Annotated in this window: 9 protein-coding genes, 1 tRNA gene and 2 rRNA genes (1 of these 12 cut by a window edge); 9 read left to right on the top strand and 3 right to left on the bottom strand. The window is 61.8% G+C overall.

The annotated features are described in order from the left end of the window. The 3 genes from KEC45_RS17010 to KEC45_RS17000 form a co-directional block, all read left to right on the top strand. A 23S ribosomal RNA gene (locus tag KEC45_RS17010) occupies positions 1-2,060 on the top strand; it begins 731 nt to the left of the window's first position. Between the two features lie 114 nt (positions 2,061-2,174). Beyond that, a 5S ribosomal RNA gene (gene rrf, locus KEC45_RS17005) occupies positions 2,175-2,289 on the top strand. Between the two features lie 110 nt (positions 2,290-2,399). Beyond that, positions 2,400-2,476, top strand: a tRNA-Met gene (locus KEC45_RS17000). Between the two features lie 104 nt (positions 2,477-2,580). Here KEC45_RS17000 and KEC45_RS16995 read toward each other — a convergent pair. Both KEC45_RS16995 and KEC45_RS16990 read right to left on the bottom strand, forming a co-directional pair. After that, positions 2,581-3,873, bottom strand: coding sequence for an Hsp70 family protein (locus KEC45_RS16995; protein ID WP_062176156.1), 1,293 nt, complete (start codon positions 3,871-3,873; stop codon positions 2,581-2,583). Between the two features lie 84 nt (positions 3,874-3,957). Continuing rightward, positions 3,958-4,548: a TetR/AcrR family transcriptional regulator gene (locus KEC45_RS16990; protein ID WP_238586516.1), complete on the bottom strand. Its 591-nt coding sequence runs from the start codon at positions 4,546-4,548 to the stop codon at positions 3,958-3,960. A 107-nt stretch (positions 4,549-4,655) separates the two neighbouring features. Here KEC45_RS16990 and KEC45_RS16985 point away from each other — a divergent pair, with 107 nt between their 5' ends. Genes KEC45_RS16985 through KEC45_RS16975 form a run of 3 tightly spaced genes read left to right on the top strand, consistent with a single transcriptional unit; the run spans position 4,656 to position 8,797 of the window. Beyond that, positions 4,656-6,083: an efflux transporter outer membrane subunit gene (locus tag KEC45_RS16985; RefSeq protein ID WP_062176159.1), complete on the top strand. Its 1,428-nt coding sequence runs from the start codon at positions 4,656-4,658 to the stop codon at positions 6,081-6,083. Then, positions 6,080-7,243, top strand: coding sequence for an HlyD family efflux transporter periplasmic adaptor subunit (locus KEC45_RS16980; protein ID WP_062176162.1), 1,164 nt, complete (start codon positions 6,080-6,082; stop codon positions 7,241-7,243). Before KEC45_RS16985 ends, KEC45_RS16980 begins: the two co-directional genes overlap by 4 nt. Positions 7,244-7,246: 3 nt before the next feature. After that, complete coding sequence (locus tag KEC45_RS16975) at positions 7,247-8,797, top strand: DHA2 family efflux MFS transporter permease subunit (RefSeq protein WP_062176166.1); 1,551 nt, start codon at positions 7,247-7,249, stop codon at positions 8,795-8,797. Positions 8,798-8,800: 3 nt separating this feature from the next. On the opposite strand, the gene KEC45_RS16970 is transcribed toward KEC45_RS16975, so the two are convergent. Then, entirely contained in the window at positions 8,801-9,223 is a 423-nt protein-coding gene (locus KEC45_RS16970) for a VOC family protein (RefSeq protein WP_062183249.1), read from the bottom strand. 79 nt (positions 9,224-9,302) lie between these two features. On the opposite strand from KEC45_RS16970, the gene KEC45_RS16965 reads away from it, so the two are divergent. From KEC45_RS16965 to KEC45_RS16955, 3 genes are all read left to right on the top strand, one after another. Further along, the gene (locus tag KEC45_RS16965) at positions 9,303-11,174 is read left to right on the top strand and encodes an ABC-F family ATP-binding cassette domain-containing protein (RefSeq protein WP_062176169.1); all 1,872 of its coding nucleotides are present in this window, start codon (positions 9,303-9,305) and stop codon (positions 11,172-11,174) included. A gap of 168 nt (positions 11,175-11,342) precedes the next feature. Beyond that, positions 11,343-12,431, top strand: coding sequence for a 4-hydroxyphenylpyruvate dioxygenase (gene hppD / locus KEC45_RS16960; RefSeq protein WP_062176172.1), 1,089 nt, complete (start codon positions 11,343-11,345; stop codon positions 12,429-12,431). Then, the gene (locus tag KEC45_RS16955) at positions 12,428-12,973 is read left to right on the top strand and encodes a VOC family protein (protein WP_252171172.1); all 546 of its coding nucleotides are present in this window, start codon (positions 12,428-12,430) and stop codon (positions 12,971-12,973) included. The genes hppD and KEC45_RS16955 overlap by 4 nt, the downstream gene beginning before the upstream one ends. The last annotated feature ends 8 nt before the right edge of the window (positions 12,974-12,981 follow it).

Genomic DNA, 12,981 nt, shown 5'->3' with positions numbered 1-12,981 from the left:
GTTGAAGGTGCGGTAACACGCACTGGAGGACCGAACCGTTCAATGTTGAAAAATTGTCGGATGAGTTGTGTTTAGGGGTGAAAGGCCAATCAAACCGGGAAATAGCTGGTTCTCCGCGAAATCTATTGAGGTAGAGCGTCGGATGAATACCATGGGGGGTAGAGCACTGGATGGATGCGGGGGTCGCGAGATCTACCAATTCTAACCAAACTCCGAATACCCATGAGTAATATCCGGCAGACAGACGGCGGGTGCTAAGGTCCGTCGTCAAAAGGGAAACAGCCCTGACCTACAGCTAAGGTCCCCAAGTCACGTCTAAGTGGGAAAGCATGTGGGAATCCCAAAACAACCAGGAGGTTGGCTTAGAAGCAGCCATCCTTTAAAGAAAGCGTAACAGCTCACTGGTCTAAATAAGGGTTCCTGCGGCGAAAATGTAACGGGGCTCAAGACGTGCACCGAAGCTTAGGGTGTGTAGCAATACACGCGGTAGCGGAGCGTTCCGTAGGCTGATGAAGCGATCTGGTAATGGGTCGTGGAGGTATCGGAAGTGCGAATGCTGACATGAGTAGCGATAAAGAGGGTGAGATGCCCTCTCGCCGAAATCCCAAGGGTTCCTGCTTAAAGCTAATCTGAGCAGGGTAAGCCGGCCCCTAAGACGAGCCCGAAGGGGGTAGTCGATGGGAACCACGTTAATATTCGTGGGCCTGGAGGTGTGTGACGGATCTCGTAAATTGTCTGACCTTATTGGATTGGTCAGGCTTTGAAGAGGTTCCAGGAAATAGCCCCTCCATTATAGACCGTACCCTAAACCGACACAGGTGGGATGGTAGAGTATACCAAGGCGCTTGAGAGAAGTCTCCTGAAGGAACTCGGCAAATTGCCTCCGTACCTTCGGAAGAAGGAGGCCCCACATCTGGGCAACCAGTTGTGGGGGGCACAGGCCAGGGGGTAGCGACTGTTTAGCAAAAACACAGGGCTCTGCTAAGTCGGCTTCAAGACGACGTATAGGGCCTGACGCCTGCCCGGTGCCTGAAGGTTAAGTGGAGTGGTGCAAGCTGCGAAATGAAGCCCAGGTAAACGGCGGCCGTAACTATAACGGTCCTAAGGTAGCGAAATTCCTTGTCGGGTAAGTTCCGACCTGCACGAATGGCGTAACGACTTCCCCACTGTCTCCAGGAGATGCTCAGCGAAATTGAATTCTCCGTGAAGATGCGGAGTACCCGCGGTTAGACGGAAAGACCCCGTGCACCTTTACTGCAGCTTCAGAGTGGCATTAGGAAAGAACTGTGTAGCATAGGTGGGAGGCTTTGAAGCGTTGGCGCCAGCTGACGTGGAGCCATAGGTGAAATACCACCCTGTTGTTTTCTGATGTCTAACCTCGATCCATGAAACTGGATCAGGGACCCTCTGTGGCGGGTAGTTTGACTGGGGCGGTCGCCTCCTAAAGAGTAACGGAGGCGCGCGATGGTAGGCTCAGGACGGTTGGAAACCGTCTGTTAGAGTGCAATGGCATAAGCCTGCCTGACTGCGAGACTGACGAGTCGAGCAGAGACGAAAGTCGGTCATAGTGATCCGGTGGTCCCGAGTGGAAGGGCCATCGCTCAACGGATAAAAGGTACGCCGGGGATAACAGGCTGATGATTCCCAAGAGCTCATATCGACGGAATCGTTTGGCACCTCGATGTCGGCTCATCACATCCTGGGGCTGGAGCAGGTCCCAAGGGTTTGGCTGTTCGCCAATTAAAGTGGTACGTGAGCTGGGTTCAGAACGTCGTGAGACAGTTTGGTCCCTATCTGCCGTGGGCGTCGAAATTTGAGAGGAGTTGACCCTAGTACGAGAGGACCGGGTTGAACATACCTCTGGTGTACCTGTCGTGGCGCCAGCCGCGCAGCAGGGTAGCTATGTATGGACGGGATAACCGCTGAAAGCATCTAAGCGGGAAGCCTCCCTCAAGATAAGATTTCATAGAGCCGTGGAAGACCACCACGTTGATAGATCGGATGTAGAAGCGCGGTAACGCGTGGAGCTAACCGATACTAATTGCTCTATTCGCACTTAAGAGTCCCGCCATCAACGACAAGCCTGAACGGTTTGTCCTCGATAGTGGATGATTGATCAGACAGTATTGCACGGACATCGATTGAAACCCTTTTGACCTACGCCGGCTTCATTGCTTGGTGACCATGGCGTCAGTGACCCACCCGATCCCATCTCGAACTCGGACGTGAAACCTGACAGCGCCGATGGTACTATGGCTCAAGCCCTGGAAGAGTAGGACGTCGCCAGGCATTGTGGCCGGCGTATGGTCGAAAGAAACCCATTCACAAAGTTAGAGGCCGGCAGCGATGCCGGCCTTTTGCTGTTTCTGCGGTCCCGACTGGCGATCGCGATTGGTTGACGCGGGATGGAGCAGCCCGGTAGCTCGTCAGGCTCATAACCTGAAGGTCGCAGGTTCAAATCCTGCTCCCGCAACCAACAAAAAGCCCGCCTTTCCTTCTGGAAGGCGGGCTTTTTTGCGTCTGAAGTGGCCAGTTTTAACTGTTCGACGCCCTAAAGTTCCTTTTCGAACGGCAAAGCAATCATGCTGCCCACTCGGCCGGATCGGATTCCTCGCCGATCAATGCAAGACCGTGGGCGATCGAGGTAAGTTCACCACCAGTCGCGATACGCTCCTCGCCGAAGCGGCGAGCGAATATCATGCGGATGGCCGGAATCAGCGAAGATCCTCCAGTCAGGAAGACGCGGTCGATCCCTTCGGGCGCCGTGCCCGCGCGGGCAATCGCTTGATCCATTGCTATCTCGATGCGGCGAAGGTCATCGGCGATCCATTGCTCGAAATCGGAGCGCCGCACATCGGCGCCAATCTCGATGCCGCCGCCGGTGAAATGAAATTGCGCGTTGTCGTCGCTCGATAGCGCCCGTTTGAGCCTACCCACTGCGTCATAGAGCGGGAATCCCTGTTCATGCTCGATTAGCGCGATCATGCGGCCAATCAACTCGGGCCGCTCGGCATCGCGCTGAAGGCGGCGGATGTCGTCAAGCGTGCGCCGGTTGCGCATCATCGCGAGCCGCGACCAGTCGCCGAAATCGGCGAAATAGCCGCCGGGTATCTCGAGCGATTTGTCGAACGACCTGTAATTACTCCCCTTGCCGAGAAGGGGCAGGACCAGCCGGTCGACTATGCGATAATCAAAGCGGTCACCGGCGATCCCGATCCCGGATGAGGCAAGCGGCACGCAACGGCGCTGGCTCCCGGGCTCTGCAACACGGACGATCGAAAAATCGGTCGTGCCGCCGCCGAAATCGGCGACGAGGATCGTCGCAGGTTCGGTCAGGCGCGACGCATAGCTGTGCGCGGCGCCGAGCGGTTCGTGGACATAATAGATTTCAGTGCCGAACGCCGCAAGCATCGCGTCATAGCGTTGGCGCGCAAGGTCGGGCTCGGGACGGGCTCCGGCATATTCGACCGGGCGGCCGACGATAATGCGGTGCGGCCGCTCGTCGAGCGCGCCGCCGGCGTGCGCGACGAGGCGCTGGAGGAAAAGGCGGCCCATATCCTCGAAGCGGAACGGTTTATTGAAGATCATCGCGCGTTCGAACAGCGGGCTCGCAGCAACGCTCTTGAACGACTGGATGAAGCGGCTGTCGAGCGGCGATTGCAGATATTCGTCGATCGCCCAAGGACCCGCCTCATGCGCGATGCCGTTCCAGCCGCGTTCCTCTTCCCAGAAGCATAGCGCCGAGCGAAACACCGCCTCGCCGCTGTCACCGAACGACACCAGCTTGGTCCCACCTTGGCCATCAGCCAGCGCAACGACGCTGTTCGTCGTGCCGAAATCGAGGCCGAGCGCGCTCGCGGCCGCCTTGTCCATGACATGCTCCTGTGATCGGAGACCCGGTCGGGGGCGGCGCCTATTGCACAGGATGACGGATGCGGCAAGCCACCGCCCCAAGGCTCAGCTTTCCGGTCGCCACGCGCGATAGAAAGTGTCGAGCGCTGCGTCGACATCGTCCTGAAGCCGAGAAAGGTCGCGGCTTTCAGGAAGATTGAGCATCGCGAACTGATAGATGCCCGATTGGCAAAGCCCGGTGAACTGCTGAACCGCGCGCATTGGGTCGCCCATCCTGAGCTCGCCGCGCACCATTTTCTCCCCCACCCATATCGCAGCGCGAGCCTTTCCCCGGCGTGGGCCGCGCTCGTAGAAGGTTTCGGCAAGGTGCGGGAAACGCTCGGCCTCGCCGACGACGAGCCGAAAGAGCGAGAGGATCGGAGTCGCGGTCAATTTGGTCATCAGCAGATTGCCGAAGCGCCGCAGCACGTCGAGCACCGGTTCGTCGAGCGGCAAGTCTATCGCAAGCGTCTGGCCATATTGCTCGACGATATCGTCGACTACGGCTTCGAAGAGTTCCTCTTTCGACGGGAAATAGGTCCAGAGCGTCGTCTTTGATCCTCCGACTTTGCTCGCGATCGACGACATCGTTGTTCCGGCATAGCCGTTTGCGAAAAACAACTCGCGCGCAGCATCGACAAATGCCTTGCGGCGCATCGTCGCGGCATCGTCTAAGCCTGCCGTACTAGCTGGTATCATTTCGATTGACAACGCATCCTCCGAGGTCCAATGGCGCATGATACCAGCTAGTATCGTTGGAAGCCATGCCCCGATCGATTTTTCTCTCCTCCGCTGTTTTCAGCCTGTTAGCGGGCTGTGCCACCGTTCCCGACCTTGGGCCGAAGCCCGCGCCTGCCGCTGTCGAAGCGCTTGAGTCGGCGACCGCCTTTGGTGCCACGCAGGGCGAATGGCCCGCCGAGGGTTGGTGGCGGGGCTTTGGCGACGCTCAACTTGATGCGCTGATTGCCGAAGGGCTCAACGGTTCGCCCGACGTCGAGATCGCAGCGGCGCGCGCGCGCGCAGCGGATGCAATGGCGCAACAGGCGGGTGCTGCACTGTTGCCGCGTGTCGGCGCCGAGGGCAGCGCGGGCGGCGTCCAGCAAAGCAAGAATATGGGCATTCCGCCCGAATTCGTGCCCGACGGCATCCAGGATACCGGACATATCGCCGCGACCTTCAGCTTCGATCTTGACCTGTGGGGCAAAAATCGCGCAGCGCTCGCAGCGGCGACGTCCGAGGCCGAAGCCGCACGCGTCGACGAGGCGCAGGCACGGCTGATGCTCACCACCGGCATCGCCGCAGCCTATGCCGATCTTGCGGGCTATTATCAGGCGCTTGATGTTGCAGAGGATGCGGTGCGGGTCCGCACCGCAAGCGCGGACCTGTCGGGCGAGCGAGCGCGCGCCGGGATCGAAAATCAGGCGAGTCAGCGGCAGGCCGAAAGCCGCGCGGCTTCGGCGCGCGCCGACGTCGTGGTGCTCGAAGAAGTGATAGCTACGACGCGTAACCGGATCGCAGCGCTCGTCGGCGCCGGCCCCGATCGGGGGCTGTCGATCTCGCGACCGCAAATGGCGCGGCCGTTGCTGGGACTGCCCGCGAATGCCGGGATCGACCTGATCGGACGCCGCCCCGATATCATCGCTGCGCGGTTGCGGTCAGAAGCCGCCGCGAAGCGCATCGACGTTGCGCGCGCCGATTTCTATCCCAATATCAGCCTGTCTGCGCTCGTCGGACTTCAGTCGCTCGGCCTCTCCAACTTGTTCAAATCGGGCTCCGAATATGGCAATGGCGGTGCCGCGATCAGCCTACCGATCTTTGAGGGTGGACGCCTGCAGGGCCGTTATCGCGGATCGCGCGCCGACTATGACGCTGCAGTCGCAACCTATGACCGAACGCTGATCGGCGCGCTGCGCGACGTTGCCGATCTTGTTGCACAACGCGCGGCAACCGAGCGCCAACTCGTCGGTCGGCGTGATGCGCTGACCGCGGCGGCCGAGGCTTCGAAGCTGGCCGGGTTGCGTTACCGCGCCGGACTCTCGAACCAGATCGTTCAGCTGACTGCAGAGGATAGCATGGTGGCATTGAGCCGCACCGTTGCCGACCTCGAAGCGCGCCAGCTCTCGCTCGATGTCGCCCTTATCCGTGCGCTCGGCGGCGGATATCGCGCGCCCAACCTGACAGGAGACGAATGATGGCCGACGAAACGGCTGCAGCCGCAACCCCCGCTCCCGAAACCTCTTCCGACGCAAGCTCCGAAGGCAATGGCGCTAAGCGCACAAAGCTGCTCCGCATCCTCGCGATCGTGGTCGTGACCATCGGGGTTATGTGGGGCCTATGGTATTTCCTGACACAGGCGGGGCGAGTGCATACCGACAATGCCTATGTCGGCGCGGACTCCGCGCAGGTGACCGCGCTTATCGCAGGCCCGGTCAAGGAAGTGCGCGTCAGCGGGACGCAGGCGGTGAAGAAGGGCGACATCCTCGTCATCCTCGACGACGCCGATCAGCGTATCGCAGTCGTCGACGCCGAAGCGGCGCTCCGCCTCGCGCGCCAGCGTTACGGACAGGCCGATGCCAATGCTGATGCGGCGCGCGCGCGCGTCGCGGCGCGTGGCGCCGATATTGCGCAGGCGCGGGCGCGGCTGCGCGACGCCAATGCGACGGTCGAGCGCGCGCGCGCCGAGCTTGCCCGGCGCGAAAGCATCGCCGGAACCGGCGCGGTTTCGGGCGAAGAGCTGACCTCCGCACGCGCCGCGCTCGCGTCGGCGTCGGCCGCGCGCGACCTCGCGGCAGCAGGAATTGCCTCCGCCGAGGCGACGCGCGGATCGGCGAGCGGTGACCTGGGCGCCGCCGAAGCCGTCGTCCGCGGTACGACGATCAACACCGCACCCGATGTCGCTGCCGCCGAAGCGAGGCTGGAGAAGGCAAAGCTTGATCTTGCGCGTACGGTGCTGCGCGCGCCGGTCGACGGCATTGTCACCAACCGGCAGGTTCAGGTGGGCCAGCGGATCGCCGCGGGCGCGCCGATCATGGTGATCGTCCCCATCAGTACGGCCTATGTCGACGCTAATTTCAAGGAAAGCCAGTTCGGGGATATCCGGATCGGCCAGCCGGTCGAACTGACCTCCGACTATTATGGCGACGACGTCGTCTATCGCGGCAAGGTGATCGGCATCGCCGGCGGCACCGGCGCGGCCTTCTCGCTGATCCCCGCGCAGAATGCGACCGGTAACTGGGTCAAGGTCGTCCAACGCCTGCCGGTCCGCATCGCGCTTGATCCGAAAGAGTTGAAGGCCCATCCGCTGCGCGTCGGCCTGTCGATGGAAGCCACGATCGATACGCGCGGGAACTGAGTGATGGCCAGCGCCGCCAACTCTATCTCTGTGATCCCCGCCGAACCGCAGCCGCTCACCGGCGTGCGGCTGATCGTCGCGGCCTTTGCACTTGCGCTGGCCAATTTCGTCGTCGTGCTGGACACGACGATTGCGAACGTGTCGGTGCCGCATATCGCGGGCGGGCTCGCGGTCTCGCCGACGCAGGGTACATGGGTGATTACCAGCTATGCGGTTGCAGACGCGATCAGCGTGCCGCTGACCGGCTGGCTTGCGATGCGGTTCGGGACCGTGCGTTGGTTCATGATCTCGATCATCGGCTTCGGCATCTTCTCTTTCCTCTGCGGTGTGTCGCGAACGCTCGACGCGCTGGTGCTTTTCCGCATTTTGCAGGGCCTCGCGGGCGGTCCGCTGATGCCGCTGTCGCAGATATTGCTGCTCCGAATCTTCCCCAAGGAAAAGGCGGGCGTGGGCCTCGCGATCTGGGCGATGACTACAACGACGGCGCCGATCCTCGGCCCAATCCTCGGCGGCACGATCAGCGATAACTGGACCTGGCCGTGGATATTCTTCATCAACCTACCCGTCGTCGCGATCTGCGCGTTCGGCGTGTTCACCCTGCTGACGCCGTTCGAGACGAAGCGCGCCAAGGCACGCATCGACGTAATCGGCCTGATCTTGCTTGTCGTGTCGGTCGGGGCGTTTCAGATCATGCTCGATACCGGGCGCGAACATGACTGGTTCGGTTCGACGTGGATTGTCGGGCTTGCTGTCATCGCGGCAATCAGCTTTGCCGCGTTCGTGATCTGGGAACTCACCGACGCCAATCCGGTCGTGAATCTGCGCATCTTCCGCTTCCGCGGCTTCAGTTTCGCAACGATGGCGATCTCACTCGGCTTCGGTGCCTTTTTCGCGCAAGTCGTGCTGACGCCCTTATGGCTCCAGCAGGTCGCGGGTTATACCGCGACCGAGACCGGCTTCATCGTCGCCTGGTTAGGCGTGTTCGCGGTGCTGCTGTCACCGGTCGCGGCGGGGCTGATCACAAAAATCGACGTGCGTATCACCATCTCCGCGGGCATCCTCTGGATGGCGGTGATGTCGATCCTGCGCGCAAGCTGGAATGCCGACGTCGGCTATTGGACGCTCGCGCTGCCACACATATTGCAGGGGATCGGCATGCCCTTCTTCTTCGTCGGGCTGACCGCGCTCGCGCTGAGTTCGGTGCCGGCGCAACATCAGACCTCCGCCGCGGGCTTGATGAGCTTCCTGCGCACACTGTGCGGGGCGATCGGCACCGCGATTGCGACCACCGCATGGGACGACGCGAGTCGGACCTCGCGGTCAGAGCTTGTCTCCTCGCTCAACAATCCCGAAGCGACGATGACCTCGCTGCAGAATGCAGGCCTAACGCTTGAACAAGCGCGCGGCGCGATAGAGCGGTTGGTCGAAGTGCAGGCCTCGACGATCGGGGTGCTGCACCTGTTCCTCGCATCGGGCGTGGTCTTCGTGATTGCCGCGATATCGGTGTGGTTCGCGCCGCGGCCAAAGCAGATTTCGATGGGCGGCGGGCACTGAGGCCTATTTGGCGAACAGTTGGTCCAGATCGGCGAAGGCCTTGAACTCAAGCGCGTTACCTGCGGGATCGTGAAAGAACATCGTCGATTGCTCGCCCGGCTGGCCCGGAAAGCGGGTGTGCGGTTCGATTACGAAATCGGTCCCCGCTGCCTTCAATCGGTCGGCGAGCGCCTGCCACTCGGCGGGCGGTAGCACGACGCCGAAATGCGGCACTGGCACATCATGCCCGTCGACCGGATTATGCGCGGCCCTGACGCGCGGCGTATCGACGCGGTGCGCGACGATCTGATGGCCATAGAGATTGAAGTCGATCCAGTCCGGGGCGCTGCGTCCTTCTGGGCAGCCGAGGACGGTGCCGTAGAAATGGCGCGCGGCGCCCAAGTCGTCGACGGGAAAGGCGATATGAAAGGGAGCAAGTGCGGCCATGGTGCCTGCTTGCCCCAGCGTCGCGCCGAACGCCAGTCCGGTCTTGGGCTGGCGCGCCGAACATGCTAGGCGCGCGGCCATGCTGACAATTAATGGAATCACAGTACGCCTTGGCGGGCGCGCCATCCTGGAACGCGCCACTGCGAGCCTGCCGGCAAAAAGCCGCGTCGGGCTGATCGGACGTAACGGCGCGGGCAAATCGACGCTGATGAAGGTGATGATCGGTCAGCTCGAAGCTGACGAGGGCAGCATCGACATGCCGCGCAAGACGCGCGTCGGCTATATAGCGCAGGAGGCACCAAGTGGCACCGCGACGCCGTTCGACACCGTCCTTGCCGCGGATACCGAGCGCGCCGAACTGCTGACGGCGTCGGAGACCGAGCAGGATCCCGACAAGCTCGGCGACATTCATGAGCGGCTGATTGCGATCGACGCCTATACCGCGCCGGCGCGCGCCGCACGTATCCTGATCGGGCTCGGTTTCGACGAGGATATGCAGGGCCAGCCGCTCGACAGCTTCTCAGGCGGGTGGAAGATGCGCGTCGCGCTCGCTGCGTTGCTATTCTCCGAACCCGATCTGCTATTGCTCGACGAACCGTCGAACCACCTCGACCTCGAAGCGACGCTGTGGCTGGAAAATTTCCTGCGCGCCTATCCGGGGCAGCTCGTCGTTATCAGCCACGAACGCGACCTGCTCAACAATGTCGTCGACAATATCCTACATCTCGAGGGCGGCAAGGTCACGCTTTACGCGGGCGGTTATGACGCGTTCGAGCGCCAGCGCGCCGAACGAGCGGCGCAGCTCGCCGCGGCGAAGGCGTCGCAGGATGCGCAGCGCGCCAAGCTTCAGGATTATATCGCGCGCAACAGCGCGCGCGCGTCGACCGCGAAGCAGGCGCAGTCACGCGCGAAGCTGCTCGCCAAGATGCAGCCGATCGCCGCACTTGCCGAAGACCAGACACTTGCGTTCGATTTCCCGAGCCCGGACGAATTGAAGCCGCCGCTAATCACGCTCGACCTCGCGAGCGTGGGCTACGCCGAACGCCCGGTGCTGCAGCGTCTGAATCTGCGCATCGATCCTGACGACCGCATCGCACTGCTCGGCCGCAACGGCAATGGCAAGACGACGCTCGCACGGCTGCTCGCAGCACAGTTGACGCCTATGGCGGGAGCGATGGCAGCATCGGGCAAGATGCGCGTCGGCTATTTCACGCAATATCAGGTCGAGGAACTCGACGGCAGCGACACTCCGCTCGCGCATATGACGCGCGTGATGGAGGGCAAGACACAAGCAGCGATCCGTGCGCAGCTTGGCCGCTTCGGTTTTTCGGGCAACAAGGCGACGACGCAGGTCGCCAAGCTGTCGGGCGGCGAGCGTGCGCGGCTCGCGCTCGCGCTCATCACACGCGACGCGCCGCACCTGCTGATCCTCGACGAACCGACCAACCACCTTGACGTCGATGCGCGCGAAGCGCTGGTGCAGGCTCTCAATGCCTTCGACGGCGCGGTAGTGCTCGTCAGCCACGATCGACACATGCTCGAACTTACCGCCGACCGGCTCGTACTCGTCGACGACGGCACCGCGCGCGAATATTCGGGCAGCATGGACGATTATGTCGACCTGATCCTCGGCAAGGGTCCGTCGAAGGAAAAGGCCTCGAAGGCGGACAAGAAGGAAGACCGCAAGGCGGCCGCTGCAGCGCGCGAGGCCGCGGCGAAAGTCAGGAAGGAGGTCTCGGACGCCGAAGCCGACCTGGCCAAATATCAGGTCGTGCTGTCCGCGATCGACCGCGCGATGTTCGACCCGCAGGGTGCGAGCAACGAATATGCCGGGCTGACGATGAGCGAATTGTCGCAGCGCCGCGGCAAGATCGTTGCCGCGCAGGAAGCCGCCGAAGCGCGCTGGGTAAAGGCCAGCGAAGCGCTGGAGGCGTTTGAGGCGGCGGCATAATTCGATCCGTCGCCCCCGCGAAGGCGGGGGCCGCTGAAGGTTTGCGCAGCGGCGAAGTGCCAGGACGATTACGGCCCCCGCCTTCGCGGGGGCGACGAGTCTGGCACATTGACTCCCCGCCTGCATTCCATCATAATAGTTTCAATTGAAACTAGATGGGAATGCGACATGGCCGACCTTTTCGACAATCCGCTGGGCCTCGACGGCTTCGAATTCGTTGAGTTTTCGGCGCCCGAAAAGGGCATTCTTGAGCCTGTGTTTGAAGCGATGGGCTTCACGCTGATTGCGCGCCACCGCTCGAAGGACGTGCAATTGTGGCGCCAGGGCGGCATCAACCTGATTGCCAATTATGAGCCCAAATCGCCCGCCGCCTACTTCGCTGCCGAACATGGCCCCTCAGCCTGTGGGATGGGGTGGCGGGTTCGGGATGCGGCCATGGCTTATGCTGTGGCCGTCGAACGCGGCGCCGAGCCGGTCGAGGTCAACCCCGGCCCGATGGAATTGCGCCTGCCCGCGATCCGCGGCATCGGCGGTTCGATCATCTATCTAATCGACCGTTATGGCGACGACCTCAGCATCTACGACATCGATTTCGTGTATGAAGAGGGAGTCGATCGCCACCCGGTCGGCGCGGGAATGCAGCTCATCGATCACCTGACGCACAATGTCTATGGCGGCCGCATGGCGCATTGGGCGGCGTTCTATGAGCGGATCGCGGGCTTCCGCGAGATCCGTTATTTCGACATCAAGGGCGAATATACCGGCCTGACGTCAAAGGCGATGACCGCCCCCGACGGCAAGATCCGCATCCCGCTCAACGAAGAGGGTGCGGGCGGCAAGGGCCAGATCGAGGAATATCTGCGCGCCTATAATGGCGAAGGCATTCAGCATATCGCGTTCAGCTGCGACGATCTCTACGCGGCGTGGGACAAGCTGAAGGCGCTCGGCAATCCCTTCGCGCCCGCGCCGCCGGCAACCTATTACGAGATGCTCGAAGAGCGTCTTCCGGGTCATGGCGAGTCGGTCGAGGGGCTTCAGTCGCGCGGTATCCTGCTCGACGGTTCGACCACCGAAGGCGATCCGCGCCTGCTGCTCCAGATTTTCGGCCAGACCGTGATCGGCCCCGTCTTCTTCGAATTCATCCAGCGCAAGAAGGATGAAGGGTTCGGCGAGGGCAATTTCACCGCGCTGTTCAAATCGATGGAAATGGACCAGATTCGCCGCGGTGCATTGAATGTCGAGGAACCCGCCGAATGACGAGCCCGATCAAATTGGGCGGCGTCCACCACGCCGCCTATCGCTGCAAGGATGCGAAGGAAACGGTCGACTGGTACGAGCGCATGCTCGGCATGACGTACACCACCGCCTTTGCCGAGGATCATGTGCCGTCGACCGGCGAATATGACCCCTATATGCATGTCTTTCTCGACGCGGGGAACGGCAACATTCTTGCCTTTTTCGAGCTGCCGAACCAGCCCGTCATGGGCCGCGACGAGAATACGCCAGCGTGGGTGCAGCATGTTGCGTTCAAGGTCGGCAGCTTCGACGAACTGGTCGCGGCAAAGGCGCATCTCGAAGCCGAGGGCGTCGATGTCCTCGGTCCGACGCACCACGGCATTTTCAAGTCGATCTATTTCTTTGACCCCAACGGCCACCGCGTCGAGCTGGCATGCGACATCGGCACCGCCGAACAATATGCCGAGCTGAAACGCGTCGCGCCGTTGATGCTCGACGAATGGAGCCAGACGAAGAAGGCCCCGCGCCACGCCGACTGGCTGCACACCGCGGCGAACGAGTAAGCGCGCCG

Origin of the sequence: Sphingopyxis sp. USTB-05, assembly GCF_023822045.1 — a bacterium.
Lineage (GTDB): Bacteria > Pseudomonadota > Alphaproteobacteria > Sphingomonadales > Sphingomonadaceae > Sphingopyxis.
The sequence above is the reverse complement of the archived record's forward strand: the minus strand, read 5'-3'. Positions and strand labels throughout refer to the sequence as shown.